Consider the following 17,615-nt stretch of genomic DNA (forward strand, 5'->3'; position numbering starts at 1 on the left):
GGATGGATTAATGTGCTGTCTCATGTTCCGTGTGAACGCCTACAATGTCTTCGCAATGCCACATTTTGGGTTGCGTAGCCTGTGGTTTTTGCGTTGGCTTTCCTTCCGCTTTATCGCCCAGCATTTTCTGGATCAGCCTTTCGCGTTCAACAGCCATTGTTTTTTGCTTTTCTTCATCCTTTTTTCTGTCAAAATACACAGCGCCTTCGATCATGGTAAACTCTGGCCGCGCGTAGATGGACAGCGGATGTGCGTTCCAGAGCACCAGGTCGGCATCTTTACCAACTCTCACACTGCCGAGACGATTGTCCACATGCAGCAACTTGGCAGGATTGAGCGTCACCATTTTCCAGGCTTCCTCCTCGGGCACACCGCCATACTCGACCGTTTTAGCAGCTTCCTGATTCAATCTGCGCGCCATTTCGGCATCATCGGAGTTAATCGCAACCATAACGCCTTCGTGATACATTAATGCCGCATTGTATGGGATCGCCTCTTTTACTTCCATTTTGTAAGCCCACCAGTCTCCAAAAGTGGAGCCGCCTATGCCGCGTTTGGCCATTTTGTCGGCCAGCTTGTAACCTTCCAGAATGTGGGTAAATGTATTAATCTTAAAATTCAGTGAATCAGCCACATGCATCAGCATATTAATCTCCGACTGCACGTACGAATGGCAAGTAATGAAGCGCTCGCTGGCCAGGATTTCTGCCAGGGCATCCAGTTCAATGTCGCGCCGCGGTGCGTTTCCAGCTTGCTTTTTGGAATTGGCATTGTAGGCTTTCCATTGTGCAGCATAATCCTTTGCGCGCAGGAAATGGTCAAAAAACACTTGCTCCACGCCCATTCTCGTTTGTGGGAAACGCGTTCTGACAATGTCACCCCAGTTGGATTGCTTCACATTTTCCCCCAAAGCAAACTTGATCGTCTTCACCTCCGGGATCAGCATTTCCGACTGACTCGCCCCCCATTTCAGCTTGATCAATGCACTTTGGCCGCCTATTGAATTTGCAGAGCCGTGAAGCAAATGCGAGGTTGTTACGCCGCCGGCAAGTTGTCTGTAAATGTTCACGTCATCCGGATTGATCACATCACTCATTCTCACTTCCGCAGAACTGGTTTGTCCGCCTTCGTTGATGGTGAACAGCGCAATGTGTGAATGCTCATCGATAATGCCGCTGGTCAAATGTTTGCCCGTTCCGTCAATGGTTTTGGCTCCGGAAGGCGCGGATAGTGATTTTCCAACCTTGGTTATTTTGCCATTTTGAACCAGCACATCTGCATTTTGCAAAATTCCTTCTTTTTCGTTGGTCCAGATCGTCGCGTTTCTGATCAAAACCGTTTCAGCCACGGGCAATGTCTCATTTCCAAAACCAACAAAAGGATAATAGACCGGCCCGGTTTCCTTCACTTTTGCAACCGTGGAATCTTTGATTACCGCAGGCTGATATTTTTCGGAAAGCGTCGCCGACCAGGAAACAACATTTCCGTTTGGCAAAACGCCTTCGCCATACAGGTTTGTTCCAGTCAGCCAGCCAGTCAAGCGCGTTGTTCCGGCATTTTTATCAGCCTGATAAGTCATCGTCAGCAATTTGTCAGAAAGAATCACCTTAGGCGTTATTTTGACAGAGTCCTGAACCGATATTTTATATTCCGGCTTATCCAGTGCACCCGTAATTTGCAACTTTCCCGCAGGCTGATTGTTCACAGACAGCGCATAAGTCCCGCGCACATCCGGCGCATTCATTGCCGACAAAACAAACTGTTTTCCCTGAATCCAGTTTTCATAAATCACATTATCCTTTCCGAACAGATCGCCGGAAGTAATAATGAAGTTGGCAAGCAACCCCCTTTTCAAGCTCCCAACCTGTCCTTCCGCTTTGATCAGGCTTGCAGGAATGGTCGTTAATGCTTCCAGTGCCTTTTCTTTCGGCAGTCCGTATTCAATGGCGGTTTTTATATTTTTCCAAAAGTCAGCCTTGTTCTTCATGCCTGAAACCGTGAATGCAAAAGGAATTTCCGCCTTAGCAACCTCTGCTGGGTTCTTAGGAGCCATTTCCCAATGTTTCAGCTGCGCCACACTCACCAGGTCCGCATCCCAGGGGTCAGCAACATCGTAGGCTTCGGGAAATTGGAGGGGCAAGATCAATGTGGCTTTTGTGGCTTTAATCTCCTTTAATCGCTGATATTCATCGCCGCCGCCTTTGATAATGTATTGTATTCCAAATTCATCACCGACCTTATCAGCACGAATAATGCTGTATTTATCATTGGTTTCAAAAAAGGATGGAAGTGTTTTGATCTGGTTGAATGCTTCGAGCGAAAGGTTGTTTTCCTTAACTTTTTCGGTTTTGGCATACCAATCTGCATCATAATAATTTTGCCTTAGCAACGCTACAACACCCATTGTAGATGATGGATAAGTTTGCGAAGAAGAGCCTTTGCTGAATGAAAAATGAGCCGAAGCCTTTCTTTTCAGCAGTGCCTTGTTAGCCGCCTCGTCGGTTAATGTTACTACTGCACCATTTCCACGCACAATGCCGTCATGCGAATGAATAAGCACAGTTCCAAAACCGATTTTGCGAAGCTCCTCCGCCTTTTTCGCATCAGGCGTAAATATCAGGCTCGCGTCGTTTTCAGGTTGAATCGCCTGATTCCAGCCAAACGCACCCTTTTTGTTCGATTCCAGTTGAGGCGTTTGTCGGCCGCCCGCCGCGCGTTCCCTTTTCACATCCGGCATTCCATAATCAGAGTCCAGATCAATCAGCGAAGGGTAAATGTATTTTTCTTTCAAATCCATCACCACTGTTCCCGCAGGGATTTTAACCTGTTTTCCCACTTCCCGGATGATCCCGTTTTCAATAAGCATGGTTCCTTTCAGGATTGTGGTTTTGGAATCCACAACGATGTTTGCATTCGTAAATGCATAGCGGCCTGATCTTTCGTCGTAAGCTCCGTTTTGGGGGAATGTTTCCTGCGCATGCGTGATCACGCTGATCGTAAGACAGGTCAGCAAGGCTGATAATCGTTTAAACATATGGTGTTATTTGATTGCAATTGCGAACTACAAGTTACAAGTAAAAATCATTTTCGCATCTTGTCCTTACATTTACTAATCTTTATCCAACCTTTTATAAAATGAATTACAATCAATTCAAAGAATCGCTTTCGCAAGCTTCTCCACCAGAAATCTCAGAACCCCTGAAAGCCCTTTGGTATGCTGCAAAAGACGATTGGGAAGCAGCCCATAACATTGCACAAAGCAAGGAAGGCACGCCAATTTATGATCATCTTCACGCTTACCTGCACCGGGTTGAGGGAGACGCATGGAATGCGGGATATTGGTATAAACGGGCTGGAAAACCGGTTTTTAAAGGATCACTGCAAGAAGAATGGGAAGCATTAGTCAAATCTTCACTGTAAAAAATATAAGGCTTTTACCTTATATTTGATCAATATAAGGTTTTTGACTTATATTTGCCTGATATAAGGTTTTTACCTTATATTTACTCATTATAAGGCTAAAAGCTTATATTCAATGAAGAAGTATTATGCCGTAATCACCGCTGATATGGTTAATTCAACGCTTTTCACGCGAGAAAAGACCACAGAATGGCTTAGCGAAATGATCGATCTGTTGCGGGAAAATTCCGCTTTCGACTGGGCGCTGAAACCTGAAATATATCGGGGAGACAGCTTCCAGGGGGTTTTGAAGAATTCCAATGAGGCCATGCACGCCGCCATTCTCGCTCGCGCATCCATGCGCACGCATGCCAGAAACACCGATCTGCGCGTTGCCATCGGCATAGGAAAAACAGAACAGCTTACCGACCGCGCAGGCACATCCGATGGCGAAGCATTTCGTTTGTCGGGACATCTGGCTGACAATATCCGAAAGCAAAAAGCGCGGATTGGGATTGCATTATCAACCCCTTCCGAGCCACTAAATGCGACACTGGACCTTTTGGAGACACTTATCGAGAACTGGACCACTTCCCAAAGCGAAGTAATTGTAGCATTGCTTCTGAAAAAGAACATTAACCAGATTTCCGAGCAACTCGGGATCAGCCAGCCTGCCGCCAGTCAGCGCGTCGCTTCCTCGAAATGGTGGGCAATTGACAATTTTCTCGCTACCTTTCCCAAACATTTATCACTATACACAAAAACAAAATTATGATAGAGTTTCTGCAACTATTGCTCGCACACATTCTGGTTGATTTCTACTGGCAACCCACAAAATGGGTCATTGAAAAAAGAGAAAAATCCTTCCGCTCCAAATACTTTTACCTTCACATTGCGCTAGTCATCATTGTCTCTTACGTCGTGCTGGGTTACTGGTCTAATCCTGTCCCTGCACTTGCATTAGGCGCAGCACACGGTGTTATTGACATTATTAAAATTGCGTTGGATAAAAAAGGAACATTGATCTGGTTTGTGGTCGATCAGGCGGCACATTTGATCAGCATTGCCCTTACCGCGCTCATCATTACCAGTGCGTTACCTGCGGGCGTGGAAGTTTTTAAAACCTGGTTATTCACCACAAAAACACTCGCCATTTTTACCGGCGCGCTCATTTCACTCTCCCCAATTTCCTTTTTTGTGGGCATTCTAACTAAACCCTGGCGCGAAGAACTTGCTAAACTGGCGCCTAATGCGGATGACAACCTGGCAAATGCCGGACGCTGGATCGGCATGTCGGAAAGGCTGCTGATCTTCGTTTTTGTGCTGGTAAGCCAGTTTTCGGCCATTGGTTTCCTCATTGCTGCTAAATCACTTTTGCGTTATAATGATAAATCTGCCAGCGGAGAAATCTCTGCGGCTTACATTAGCAAAAAGTCCGAATACGTGCTTGTGGGTACATTAATGAGCTATACTTGCGCAATTGCGGTGGCGTTGGTTGTGAAAACATTGTATTAAAAATGCAATGTGATTAAACCTTGCTGTGACAAATTGCTCTAACATGAGTATCTAAACTTGATAACCATGAAAAAGACAATGTTAGCCATGATAATGGCTCTTTTTAGTATAGCAGCCTTTGCCCAACGCCAGGATTCTGACGTAACGCCCGAGAAACGAGCAGAAAATCAGACCAAACAAATGACTGAAAAACTGGACCTTTCGGAAGATCAGCAAAAGCAAATTTATAATTTGACACTGGCGAGGGCGCAGAAAGTGAAGGAGTTGAGAGCGGCGCAAAGCGTTGATCGCGAGCAAATGCGGGCATCGATGGAAACTTTCAATAACGAGGTTGCGAAATTACTGACTGTTGAACAACAGGAAAAATATAAAACCATGCTCGAAGACCGCCGTGGTGGCGACCGCCGTGGTGGAGATAGTCGCGATGGAAACAGTCGAGACAATGGCGGCGGCGGAGGTTCACGAAATAATTAAGCTCTCTTTTATCAGAAAATGAAAAGGGTTGGTATCGCAAGATATCAACCCTTTTTCTATGAATACCATTACAAACCTAAATCGCCATTTCAGTCTTAAATTCCGACGTGAAGTGGAAATGTATCGCCGGATTATTCTCCCGGTTCATGCGGATCATCCATTCCGATTCTGCCAGAAAAACCGGATTTCTATCCTTGTCGTAAGCGATTTGGTTTCCCTTCAGACGAACGAACTGATCCATAGCAGGTTTTTCATCCGCAGTAAGCCAGCAAGCGCGTGTAATGCTCATCGGAACCCAACGACATTTTGCGCCATATTCATGTTCGAGGCGATATTGGATTACATCGAATTGAAGTTCACCAACTGTTCCTACAATTTTACGATTTCCTAAATCCAATGTAAAAAGCTGCGCAACGCCTTCGTCTGTAAGTTGTTGAATGCCCTTTTCCAATTGCTTGGATTTCATCGGATCGAGGTTAATGAGTTCCTTAAAAATCTCGGGTGAAAAGCTTGGAATGCCAGAGAATTGCAGCGTTTCACCTTCCGTTAATGTATCGCCAATCTTAAAACTTCCCGTATCGTAAAGTCCTACCACATCACCTGGGAAACCTTCGTCCATCACACTTTTCGCCGAAGCCATGAATGTGAACGGACTTGAAAACCGAACATCCTTGTTCATTCTCACGTGTTTATAGAATTTCCCTCGCTCAAATTTCCCTGAACAGATCCTCAAAAACGCAATGCGGTCGCGGTGGCGCGGGTCCAGGTTAGCGTGTATTTTAAATACAAAACCCGTGAATTTAGGCTCCATTGGAGACACTTCGCGAACATCCGTCGGCCTTGGCTGCGGAATCGGTGAGATCTCACAAAATGTATCCAGCAATTCTTTTATACCAAAATTATTAATGGCGCTGCCGAAGAAAACCGGCGCTAACTGGCCTTTTTGATAAGCTTCCTCTGAAAACACATCATAAACGCCCTCCACAAGCTCCACATCCTCAGTAAGCTGCGATGCGTCTCTTTCCCCCAGCAATTCAACCAGGTTTTCGTCTTCAAGACTTACCTTAGCAACGTCGCTTTCAATCTTGGTTTTATTGATTTTGAAGAAATAAAGCATTTGCTCATATAAACTGTAAACCCCTTTGAAGTTCACACCCATATTGATCGGCCACGTAAGCGGGCGAACGCGAATGCCTAATTTCGTTTCCAGTTCGTCCAGCAGTTCGAATGGATTTTGTCCTTCCCTATCCAGCTTGTTGATGAATACAATTACGGGCGTATTACGCATCCGGCAAACTTCCATAAGCCGTTCCGTCTGTTCTTCCACGCCTTTTACGCAGTCAATTACCAGGATTACACTATCCACCGCCGTTAATGTCCGGTAAGTGTCTTCCGCGAAATCCTTGTGACCGGGTGTATCCAGAATGTTGATCAGCAGATCTTTATATTCAAAGGTCATTACCGAAGTTGCGACCGAAATTCCCCTTTGCTTCTCGATTTCCATGAAATCGGAAGTGGCGGTTTTTTTAATTTTATTGGATTTTACCGCGCCCGCAGTCTGGATCGCACCTCCAAAAAGCAGCAGCTTTTCGGTAAGTGTCGTTTTCCCGGCATCTGGGTGACTGATAATTGCGAATGTGCGCCGCTTCTTGATTTCTTCTAAATTACTCATATCTAAAATTTGCACAAAGATAAGAATAAACAAAAGCCGCCCCTAACCGGGACGGCTCTAAATTATCTAACTGCTAAACGATCAATGTTAAATCAGATCTCAGTAAAAAGAATGCTTGTAATCTTCAACAGAAGTCATGATCACTTCATGCGCTTCTTCTCTGCCGTATACATTGGTAATTTCAATGTGCGCTTTTTCGCCTGGCAAGTTCTTGTAAGTCAGGAAGTAATGTTTCAAACGCTCAACGATCCCTTCCGGAAGCTCGCTCAGATCCGAAAATCCGCCGTAAACTTCATCGCCTTTCAAAACAGCAATAATTTTATCATCTGCTTCACCGCCATCGATCAGACGAATTCCGCCGATTGGCTTCGCTGTGCAAAGAATGTCTCCATGTGAAATGATCTTTTCGCAAAGAACCAGGATATCCAGCGGGTCACCGTCGCCTTCGGTTACGTCCCTGCCTGAACGCTCGCGTGCAAGCGCCGCGATCTTTTCTGAGCAATAAGTTTTTGGGATAAAACCGTAAAGTGCCGGAACAATGTTCGAATATTTCTGCGGCCGGTCGATCATCAGATAGCCGGTTGCTTTATCTATTTCGTATTTTACTGTATCAGTCGGAACAATTTCAATAAAGGCGGTTACGAGATTAGGTGCATTGTCTCCCATCGGGATCCCGTGCCAGGGATGTGCTTTGTGTACGTTGGCGATCATTATTTGTGTAATAGTAATAACTTGATATGGATAATATTTTTAATTAACGAGTGGTCCTGGTTATCCGACCTTTTCTGAAATGTTATAGTCCCCTGTTTTCGAGACCGATTGTTTGACAAATAATTCCCCGAGAAAACCCGCAAGGAATAGCTGAGAACCAACCATAATGGCAACCAGTGCAAGAAAGAACAACGGGTTTTCCGTCACGTTCCGATAGGGTTGCAAATTGTAAATATTGTAAATTTTTTTCCCTAAAAGCCAGAAAGCTATAATGCTTCCCAGAAAAAACATGAGTGTTCCCAGACTACCGAACAAATGCATTGGCCTGCGCCCAAACTTATTCACAAAGGCAATCGAAAGCAAATCCAGAAAGCCAAAAATGAAACGTTCCAGCCCGAATTTCGTTGTGCCGTATTTCCTGGGACGATGCTGCACAACCTTTTCACCGATTTTGGCAAAGCCGTTCCACTTGGCAATAACGGGAATGTAACGGTGCATTTCTCCGTAAATCGTAATGTTTTTCACAACTTCTTTGCGATAAGCTTTCAGGCCGCAATTAAAATCATGCAGCGAAACGCCTGAAATGCTGCGCGTGGCCGCATTGAATATTTTGGTAGGAACTGTCTTGGTAATCGGATCGTAACGCTTCTTTTTCCAGCCCGAGACCAAATCATAACGATCCTCTGTGATCATTTTATAAAGCTCCGGAATTTCGTCCGGGCTGTCTTGCAAATCCGCGTCCATGGTAATGATCACGTCGCCTTTGGCAGCCTGAAAAGCAGTTTGCAATGCAGCGGTCTTGCCATAATTTCTTACAAAACGCAGTCCCCGAACGCTCGGATTCTCCTCAGAAATATTTGAAATAACCTCCCAGGAACGGTCCTTGCTGCCATCGTCGACAAAAATCACTTCATAGGAGAAGCCATTTTCATTCATTACCCGCGCAATCCATTCACTGAGTTCAGGCAATGATTCTTCCTCATTGTAAAGCGGAACGACAACGGAAATCTGGATAGCTGAATGAGTCATGAATCTATAAAAGCAAAGCCCAAAACCGGGATTACCGGGCAAAGTTCGTGTTTTTCCCGATCAAAATATCATATAAAAATCTTTCAGTAATGCCTTGAATGATTGGGTGTACGTTGTCCCGTCCGGTTCGTAAATGTGAAGTTCTTGCGTAATGTCCAGACTATGAACAGGTTCTATGCGCTGAAATGTCATCAGCTGGCGAAATGCCTTTTTGCCTTCCTGGTGAAACAATGTCATTTTACGGCTCAAAATCCAGTCGGATTCCAATGCTTTGGTTAAAAACTGCTTTCCTTCATCAACCGGAAACAGAATGTTAAATTTCCCCGTATCCGACAAAAGCGTGTCGATAGCAGTCAATAATTCGGCAAAATCAAGCGATTTGGCGTGGTGCGCAATGTTCTTTTTATCAAGTGGCGAAAGCAGATCGGATTGAAAAAACGGCGGATTGGTGATGATCACATCATATTTATGCTCCGAAGTAAACTCCTGAACAGCAGAATGAAAAAGATTGATCCGGTCATGAAACGGGCTGTTCTCGACATTTTCGCCCGCCTGATAAAACGCCTCCGCGTCAATTTCCACAGCGTCGATAATGCCATAGGAATTTCTTTGCGCCACCATTAAGGATAACAAACCTGTTCCCGCTCCAATGTCGAGAATGTAATCGGCGTCTGTAATGTCGGCCCAGGCGCCCAGCACGCAGGCATCCGTGCATACTTTCATGGCGCACTTGTCTTGCTGCACCGTAAAATTCTTGAAGCGAAAAGAGGAATTTCTAGCCATAACCGTTCTATTTTCTTCCAAAGTCAGCCGGGTTTTCGCCCCAGTATTCGGTTTCCCATTTCAGGATTTTATTCGGAAACTTATTGGCCGCAAGCCAGCGCTCGGCACGTTGCAGCATTTCAAAAACAGGCTTATTTCTGGGCGTCAATGCCAACTTCGTATTCGCATGCTTTTTCTTGATCCACGCAATGGCCGTTCTGGAATCGCTGTAAATGGGCAAATCGCTTTCCTTTTTTTGTAAATAGGCCAATGCGTGCACGATGGCCAGAAATTCGCCTATGTTATTGGTCGCATCCTTGAATGGTCCCTGCAAGAAAATCCTTTCACCGGTTTGGTAATAAATGCCCTGATATTCCATGTCACCGGAAGCCGTATTCCAGGCTGCATCTACGGCAATGCTATTTTTTATGGGTTTTCCAATGTTAGCAGGAATTTCTTTTGCTATGGCCGGCTTGTTCTCTTTTTTGGCTACAAATTCCCAATAATTACGCTGAATGGCTGCTTCTGCTTCTTGTATGGATTCAAAAGACTTGTAACGCGCGTCCTCAAATCCCTTTATTTGTGCTTCGCACTCTTTCCAATCCGTAAACACGCCCGTCTTCCTTCCTTGCCAGACGACGTAATATTTTGTTTTCTTCGCCATTAAGCTTTCTCTTCCCAGATCTGGGCGATGTTTACGATAACCTCTACCGCCTTTTCCATATCCTGCACTGAAACCCATTCCAGCTTGGAGTGAAAAGCGTGTTCTCCGGCGAAAATGTTGGGGCAAGGCAAACCCATGAAAGATAGTCTTGAACCGTCCGTTCCGCCTCTTATGCTGCGCTGGATTGGGTTTAAACCAGCTTTTTGCATGGCTAGCAACGCATTTTCCAGAACTTGCGGATGTTGATTTAAGATTTCCTTCATGTTGCGATATTGCTCCGTTACTTTGAATTCAATGCTTGAATTCGGATAGTTAATAAGCACGTTATCAGCTATTTCTTTCAAAATCGCTTCCTTCTCGTTCAAACCGGCAACTGTAAAATCGCGGAGAATAAAGCCTAATGTTACTTTTTCCTGAATTCCTTCGATTTGCGTCGGATGAATGAAACCTTGCTTGCCTTCTGTGGTTTCGGGCGATAACGAATCTTTTGGCAATGCGGCTAGAATATCTCCTGCTATTTTTAATGCGTTTTCTAGCTTGCCTAACGCATAACCCGGGTGCGTGCTCACGCCGTGAACGGTGATTTTAACACCATCGGCTGAGAATGTCTCGTCTTCCAATGTGCCTACTGCCTCCCCATCAACGGTGTAACCGAAATTGGCGCCGAGTTTGGCAATGTTCACCTGCTCCGTTCCTCTTCCTACTTCTTCGTCGGGTGTGAAAAGAATTCTGATGGCGCCGTGTTTGATTTCAGGATGATTAACTAAATATTCCGTAGCCGCCATAATCTCAGCAACACCTGCTTTATTATCAGCGCCTAAAAGCGTAGTCCCACTCGCTGTAACGATATCATTTCCAATCTGTTGATCCAAATCGTGCAGTTCTCCGATACGTAAAATCTGTGTTGTATCATCGGGCAAAACAATGTCAGATCCGCCCCAATTTTTATGCACAATCGGCTTTACATGCGCGCCGGAAACGTCCGGAGAGGTGTCCACGTGTGAGCAAAAACAAATGACCGGAATGTCAGTTTTTTCGGAATTGGAAGGAATGGTTGCATAAACATAACCATGCTCATCCAAATGCGCGTCTTCAATGCCCAGTTCCTGTAACTCAACGACAAGCTGATTACTCAGGTCGCGCTGCTTTGCGGTGCTCGGAAAACTCTCCGAATTCGGATCTGATTGCGTATCGATCTTCACATACCGAAGAAAACGTTCCAGAACAGATGTCATAAAAGCAGCATTTAATGTGTATGAATTCTTGCGTGATCAGTTCAGGATTGAAGTCAGGTCAGCGGGTGAATAGTTGATATTTTTCAATGTTTTATCATCTGCTTTCCTGTAAACCAAGTATTTACCATTGTCTTCTTTATAATAACAATCTGTCCCTTTGGCTTCATAATGTGCCACCGTTGCTTCGGCTTCCTCCACCGTAAGGCAAGCTTTCGACATATTCGAGCGCTGCACTTCATCAAACAAAGCCCTGAATTTTTCCCCTAAACCAAATTCCAGCACCGCGCCCGACAACACATATTGCAGGTCACAAAGTGCATCGGCAATTTCTACAATGTCCTTTTCCAGAATCGCAACCTCTAATTCCTTCAATTCCTCAGCCAGCAAGGCCACGCGCAACCGGCTTCTTTCTTCGGAAGGGATCGTAGGCGTTTCCAGAATAGGGTGTTTAAATGTTTTGTGAAATTCAGCGACCTGGTTAAGGCTGTCCAATTGTTGCATTTTTATTTTGTGTTAAATTAATTCAATAAATACGTTATAAAACCCTCACATAGAAAGGTTTGTCTTAAATAGTTTGATCGCAATAGCAAGCAGGATGATCCCGAAAACTTTTCTCAGAATATCCGTTCCACCCTGCCCAAGCTTCCTTTCCAGCCAGGTTGATGATTTCAAAACCAGATATACAAAGAATAAATTAAGCAGAATGCCGACCAGAATATTCTCGATCTGATAAGCGGAACGCAGGGAAAGCAATGTGGTCATGGTGGCGGCCCCGGCAATGAGCGGAAACGCAATAGGGACAATGGAAGCGACGCCCACATCCATATTGTCGTGCTTGAAAATGTTTCGTCCCAAAATCATTTCCATACCCAGCAAAAACAGGATTATAGCCCCTGCAATGGCAAATGAAGCCACATCTACACCGAACAAGCTCAGCAATCTTTCCCCCAAAAACAGGAAAAGCACCATGATGAACCCTGCCGCCAAAGTTGCTTTTTCAGACTCAATTTTACCAAGCTTCCTGCGAAAATCCACAATCACAGGCAGCGAACCCAGGATATCAATAACCGAGAAGAGAATGAGTGTTACGGAAACGATTTCCTTGAAATTGAACATGGGGCCGGGCCTGGTGATCTGTCCGCAAAGTTGCTTAAAACCCACTGCTTACACAACCCTTAATGTCATCTGCGCCAAAATTTGCAAGTTAATTACCGCTTCCAGGCAGGAAATTCAGGAATGTATTAAACTGCTTTTTGTACTTTTCCTCATCAATTTTATAAAAGAAAGCGCCCTTTTTCGAAAAACCCTTTTGCTTTTCGTCCAACTTAACTAACAGATTGGTAGAAAGCAGCTTACGTGAAAAATTACGCTTGTCAAGCTCCGTTCCAAAAATGGCTTCATACAATTTCTGCAACTGCGGAATTGTGAATTTTTCGGGAAGCAGCTCAAAGCCAATCGGATGCTGCGAAGCCTTATAACGCAAATGCTGAATGGCCATTTCGACCATTGAATCATGGTCAAAAAGCAATTTGGGCAATTCCTGGATCGGGAACCATTGCGCTTCGAAGTTTTTGGAAAGCTTATGATCATAATCCTCCACATTGATCAACGCAAAATAGGCCACCGAAACGGTCCTTTCGACCGGGTCGCGCTGCGGGCTTCCGAATGTGTGGAGCTGTTCCAGGTAAATGTCTGTGAGGTTGGTAAGCTCAAAAAGGATGCGTGACGATGCGCCTTCAAGGCTTTCGTCGGGCTGCACCCAGCCACCCATCAAAGACCACGTGTGATGTTCTTCCTCGATGCCTCTTTTTACCAGTAATAATTTTAATTCTTCGCCGTCAAAACCGAAAATAATGGAGTCCAGAGCGACCAGACACTTGGTTTGGGCCTGATATTGTTTTAATATATCTAATCGCACAACTTGATACTGCGGGAGTGAGTAAGTTAATATTTAGTTAATAAAGCAAATCGCCTCTATTACTACTCATTCGCTATTTTGACGCGAAGGAAACCAGAAAATCCTTCAATGTTTGGATCTCCATGTCGGTAATAGCAGGAAAGTTTGCAATGCGAAAACTGGTTTCCTTATCCTTTCCATAACCATTTCCCAGCACGATGCCTTCCTGTGAAGCTGCCTTTTTGATCACCGAAATGCGTTCTTTTGTATCCTTGACCGCAATAACCGTTTTGGACCGAACAGCTTCATTTTCAACTAAAAGATGATAACCGTTTTTGGGCAAAAACGAATACCAATCCAATTCGCGGGCCGTTGTCAGCGCATCCACAACATGAATGGCTTCAACTTGCTGCATGACCCTGTTCATCAGATAAATGCCTAACGTGTTGGGTGTATATGGAGTCTGGAATTTCAGGAAATTGTCGCGGATGAACAGCAAACTGTTATAATGTGACCGGTTTCCGATGGCTATGGCGCGTTCCACTGCTTTTGGCGAAACAATCATGACACCCATTCCGGCAGGCAGTCCAAAACATTTCTGAACGGATCCATACCAAACGTCGGCGCTTAGCCACGGAAGCTCGACGCCAGCCATGGAAGATGTCGCGTCCACAGCGATAATGTTGTCAAACTGCGCGCGTAATGTATTTAGGCATTCAGAAGTTAGCGCTGTTCCGTTGGAGGTTTCATTGTGCGTAATGCAAATGATTTCGTTCACAGAAGGCATTTTTGCTACATTTAAAACAAGCTCTTCATTGGTTTCAAAAGAGAAAGATCTGGCCGCACCGGTCAGCTTTTGCGTGTATTCCATCCATTTTTCACCAAACGCACCATTATAAATGTGCAGGCTCGCGTCCGAAATGAGGCATTCGGCAATGATCTCCCAGCATTCAGTCGCTGATGAAACGAAGTAAACCTCGTAATCAGCAGGCACATTCAGCTTGGTTTTCAGGTTTCGGATTGTGTCTTCCAGCATTTGCATAAAGGCCGAGCTCCGGTGATTGGCACTGATGACGCCGCTTTCAAACGCTTCCTGCAAATATTGGCCAACCTGATCGTAAACTTTAGAAGGACCGGGATAGAATGTTATCATTTCAAAATCAAATAAATCCTTCGCGCACCATTGCTTTTTGCAGCTTTTCACCCAATTCGTGGGAAGCTTTCAACAATGGTAAGCGCACTGCTGAACTGCATATGCCTTTGATTTCCAGACATTTTTTAATGCCAACCGGATTGGACTCGATATATAACAAGGTGTCAAATTCAAGAAATGCAAGTTGTAATCTGGCAGCTTCTTTGAATCGACCTTCCAATGCATGCCAGGTAAGCTCACCGAATTCTCTCGGGAACGCATTGGCAATCACGGAGATAACACCATGCCAGCCTACGCTTACCATTGTGGTTACGAGGTTATCATCACCGGAAAGCAACAAGAAATCATCCGGCACACGCGATGCAAGCTCCATACTCTGTTCAATCGAACCGCCCGCGTCCTTAATGCCGATAATGTTGGCATGCGCAGCAAGCGTAATGATCGTATCCGGCTTCATATTGATCACCGTGCGGCCGGGAACATTATACAGCAGAACAGGAACCGGAGAAGCATCCGCAATTGCCGTAAAATGTGCGATGATGCCTTCCTGAGTGGGTTTGTTATAGTAAGGACAAACCGAAAGGATAGCATCAACGCCAGTAAAATCAGTTTCTTTTATATAATCCAGAACCGATTGCGTGTCATTGCCGCCCAGTCCGTAAACAATAGGGAGCGATTTGGAGTTATTCTTTATTGTAAATGCCAGAATTTCACGCTTTTCGCGGGAGTTCACCGTAGGCGATTCGCCGGTTGTCCCCTGCACCACAAGGTAATCCGATCCACCCTCCGTGACCAGGTCGATCAATCTTTTCAGACCCGGATAATCAATTTCATTCTGCTCATCAAAAGGTGTAATCAGCGCCGCTCCTACCCCTTTGAAACGTTGGTCCAATGGCATTATTTACTTATATAATTGGTTGAAATTTAAAACACAAAGTTAGCTTTCTGAGCCGTTTTTCTTCATTTATTCTCGATCATCGCTAAAAATTCTTCCTCGCTCAGAATGGTAACGCCCAGTTTCCGGGCTTTTTCCAACTTGGCAGGCCCCATATTTGCACCAGCCAGCAAGTAATTCAGTTTTCCCGAAACGCCACTTAGCACCCGTCCGCCATTCACTTCGATCTTCAATTTGAGATCATCCCTTTCAAAATTTTCAAAAACGCCCGATATCACGAAAGTTTTACCTTCCAACATGTCACTTTCCAGCTCAACAGGCTTTTCATCGCTTTCCATTTGAATGCCCGCAGCCTGTAAACGTGCCACTAACTGCTGATTTTCAGGCACATCAAAATAAGAAGCAATGCTTTCCGCAATGCGTCCACCAATTTCCGGAACGGCAATCAATTGGTCATAAGTGGCCAACCGCAATGCATTCATGGATTTGAAATAAGCAGCGAGCTTTTCAGCCACCGTTGCGCCTACAAACCGGATTCCCAGCGCGAAAAGCACATTTTTAAAAGGAATCGTTTTCGAAAGTGCGATGCCGTTCAGAATGTTTTCCACCGTTTTTTCGCGAAAGCTGATCTTTTTGACCTTCCCTGTTTCCTCATTCAGGATATTTTTTTCAAGACCAAGAAGCGTTTCAGGGGTTAAATCATACAAATCGGCTGGCGTGCGCACGAGATCGAGATCGAAGAGCAGTTCTATTTTTCCTTCGCCCAGACTTTCAATGTTCATCGCTTTGCGGTGAATGAAATGCTCGATCCGGCCTTTCAGCTGCGGCGGGCAGTGGCTGTCGTTGGGACAGAAAAACGCGACTTCGCCTTCATTTCGTTGTAATTCGGAGTTGCATTCGGGACAATGTGTTGGGAAAATAAGCGGTTCCGTCGGATATTTTTCGCGCTGTGAAATGTCTACGCCGGTGATTTTCGGAATGATCTCACCGCTTTTTTCAACAAAAACGGTGTCACCGATTTCAATGCCCAGCCTTAGCAGCTCATTCGCATTGTGCAATGTTGCCCGCTTCACGCGCGTTCCCGACAGGTGAACGCCTTTTACTTTATTATAGGGCAACGCACGTTCGCTAATGTCGCAAAGGTTCGCAACCGGCGTAACGGCTCCCGTGCGCCCGACCTGATACGTGACCATGCGCAGGACGGCGGGTTTATTTTCAGCTTTATATTTAAATGAAATGGCCCAGCGGGGGCTTTTGGCTGTGAAACCAAGCTCACGCTGCTGTTCAAAAGAATTGATTTTGACCACAATTCCGTCCGTTGCAAGCGGAAGCGTCAGCCGTTTTTCTTCCCATTCATGGATAAATTCCAGGACTTCATCAATGGTCTGCACTTTTTTCCAGCCGGGGGAAACATTAAAACCCCATGATTTAAGCCCCAGCAAGCTTTCCTCGTGGCTTTTGAAAAATGCTGTATCGGTTAAAAATGAGTAGAGATAACAATCCAGTCCACGCCGTGCGGTTTCCGCAGAATCCTGCAATTTAAATGATCCGGAAGCCGCATTCCTAGGGTTAGCATATTGATTTTCACCCAAAGTGTCCATTTCCTCATTTAGTTTTTGGAACGAAGTAATGGGCATAAAACCTTCGCCGCGAATCTCAAAAACCGGTGGAACATTCTCAGCCTTAACCCTTAACGGCAGTGAACGAATGGTTTTTACATTGTTAGTAATCTCATCCCCGCGCGTGCCATCGCCACGCGTCACGCCACGCACGAGCACGCCGTTTTCGTACGTGAAACTGAGGGAAATGCCATCAAATTTCAGCTCGCAAATGTATTCATAAGGCTCTCCATCCAATCCACGGCGCACACGGTCATCGAAATTCCGCAACTCTTGTTCATTATAAGTGTTGTCGAGCGACAACATGGGATAGCGATGGTAAACCGTATTGAAGTTTTTCGTAATCGTGCCGCCTACCCGCAATGTTGGAGAATCTTCCTGCCGAAGTTCAGGATACTGATCTTCCAGCTCCTTTAACTGTTTCAGCAGCTTATCAAATTCAAAATCCGAGACTTCGGAAACATTATCCTGATAATATTTATAGTTCAAATGCTGCAGTTTGTCTACAAGCTCCTGTATTTGCTGTTCTGGGTTCATGGTAAGGCGGCTAAAAAGGATAGTGCCCAAATTTAAGAAGCGTTTACGCCGAT

General features: G+C 45.2%; 17 protein-coding genes. 4 read left to right on the forward strand and 13 right to left on the reverse strand.

Features of this window, described 5'->3' with window-relative positions; translation table 11 throughout:
- Positions 1-7: 7 nt before the first annotated feature.
- On the reverse strand, positions 8-3,034 hold the full coding sequence (locus NFI81_RS12800) for an amidohydrolase family protein (RefSeq protein ID WP_234612055.1): 3,027 nt from the start codon (positions 3,032-3,034) through the stop codon (positions 8-10).
- Positions 3,035-3,135: 101 nt separating this feature from the next.
- Here NFI81_RS12800 and NFI81_RS12805 point away from each other — a divergent pair, with 101 nt between their 5' ends.
- From NFI81_RS12805 to NFI81_RS12820, 4 genes are all read left to right on the forward strand, one after another.
- Positions 3,136-3,420 (forward strand): hypothetical protein, encoded by a 285-nt coding sequence (locus tag NFI81_RS12805; RefSeq protein WP_234612054.1) that lies wholly within the window; start codon positions 3,136-3,138, stop codon positions 3,418-3,420.
- Between the two features lie 115 nt (positions 3,421-3,535).
- Complete coding sequence (locus NFI81_RS12810; protein WP_234612053.1) at positions 3,536-4,174, forward strand: SatD family protein; 639 nt, start codon at positions 3,536-3,538, stop codon at positions 4,172-4,174.
- Entirely contained in the window at positions 4,171-4,914 is a 744-nt protein-coding gene (locus tag NFI81_RS12815; protein WP_234612052.1) for a DUF3307 domain-containing protein, read from the forward strand. Before NFI81_RS12810 ends, NFI81_RS12815 begins: the two co-directional genes overlap by 4 nt.
- 66 nt (positions 4,915-4,980) lie before the next feature.
- Complete coding sequence (locus NFI81_RS12820) at positions 4,981-5,388, forward strand: DUF4890 domain-containing protein (protein ID WP_234612051.1); 408 nt, start codon at positions 4,981-4,983, stop codon at positions 5,386-5,388.
- Between the two features lie 76 nt (positions 5,389-5,464).
- On the opposite strand, the gene NFI81_RS12825 is transcribed toward NFI81_RS12820, so the two are convergent.
- The 12 genes from NFI81_RS12825 to ligA all read right to left on the reverse strand — a co-directional run bounded on the left by NFI81_RS12825 (position 5,465) and on the right by ligA (position 17,562).
- A complete protein-coding gene (locus NFI81_RS12825; protein WP_234612050.1) occupies positions 5,465-7,060 on the reverse strand; it encodes a peptide chain release factor 3 in 1,596 nt (531 codons plus the stop codon).
- 99 nt (positions 7,061-7,159) lie between these two features.
- The gene (locus NFI81_RS12830; RefSeq protein WP_170916577.1) at positions 7,160-7,771 is read right to left on the reverse strand and encodes an inorganic pyrophosphatase; all 612 of its coding nucleotides are present in this window, start codon (positions 7,769-7,771) and stop codon (positions 7,160-7,162) included.
- Positions 7,772-7,831: 60 nt separating this feature from the next.
- A complete protein-coding gene (locus tag NFI81_RS12835; RefSeq protein WP_234612049.1) occupies positions 7,832-8,800 on the reverse strand; it encodes a glycosyltransferase family 2 protein in 969 nt (322 codons plus the stop codon).
- Positions 8,801-8,860: 60 nt separating this feature from the next.
- A complete protein-coding gene (locus tag NFI81_RS12840; protein ID WP_234612048.1) occupies positions 8,861-9,583 on the reverse strand; it encodes a tRNA1(Val) (adenine(37)-N6)-methyltransferase in 723 nt (240 codons plus the stop codon).
- Positions 9,584-9,590: 7 nt separating this feature from the next.
- A complete protein-coding gene (locus tag NFI81_RS12845; protein WP_234612047.1) occupies positions 9,591-10,226 on the reverse strand; it encodes a ribonuclease H1 domain-containing protein in 636 nt (211 codons plus the stop codon).
- Positions 10,226-11,461, reverse strand: coding sequence for a peptidase T (gene pepT, locus NFI81_RS12850; RefSeq protein WP_234612046.1), 1,236 nt, complete (start codon positions 11,459-11,461; stop codon positions 10,226-10,228). The genes NFI81_RS12845 and pepT overlap by 1 nt, the downstream gene beginning before the upstream one ends.
- Before the next feature lie 36 nt (positions 11,462-11,497).
- Positions 11,498-11,962, reverse strand: a complete 465-nt coding sequence (locus tag NFI81_RS12855; protein ID WP_234612045.1) for a pyrophosphohydrolase domain-containing protein — start codon at positions 11,960-11,962, stop codon at positions 11,498-11,500.
- Between the two features lie 45 nt (positions 11,963-12,007).
- On the reverse strand, positions 12,008-12,577 hold the full coding sequence (locus NFI81_RS12860) for a MarC family protein (RefSeq protein WP_234614855.1): 570 nt from the start codon (positions 12,575-12,577) through the stop codon (positions 12,008-12,010).
- A gap of 88 nt (positions 12,578-12,665) precedes the next feature.
- A complete protein-coding gene (locus tag NFI81_RS12865; protein WP_234612044.1) occupies positions 12,666-13,379 on the reverse strand; it encodes an NUDIX hydrolase in 714 nt (237 codons plus the stop codon).
- A gap of 73 nt (positions 13,380-13,452) precedes the next feature.
- The gene (locus tag NFI81_RS12870) at positions 13,453-14,511 is read right to left on the reverse strand and encodes an aminotransferase class V-fold PLP-dependent enzyme (RefSeq protein WP_234612043.1); all 1,059 of its coding nucleotides are present in this window, start codon (positions 14,509-14,511) and stop codon (positions 13,453-13,455) included.
- Between the two features lie 7 nt (positions 14,512-14,518).
- Complete coding sequence (gene dapA, locus NFI81_RS12875; RefSeq protein ID WP_234612042.1) at positions 14,519-15,409, reverse strand: 4-hydroxy-tetrahydrodipicolinate synthase; 891 nt, start codon at positions 15,407-15,409, stop codon at positions 14,519-14,521.
- Between the two features lie 62 nt (positions 15,410-15,471).
- Complete coding sequence (gene ligA / locus NFI81_RS12880) at positions 15,472-17,562, reverse strand: NAD-dependent DNA ligase LigA (protein WP_234612041.1); 2,091 nt, start codon at positions 17,560-17,562, stop codon at positions 15,472-15,474.
- Positions 17,563-17,615: the final 53 nt, after the last annotated feature.

Origin of the sequence: Dyadobacter fanqingshengii, from assembly GCF_023822005.2 — a bacterium.
Lineage (GTDB): Bacteria > Bacteroidota > Bacteroidia > Cytophagales > Spirosomataceae > Dyadobacter > Dyadobacter fanqingshengii.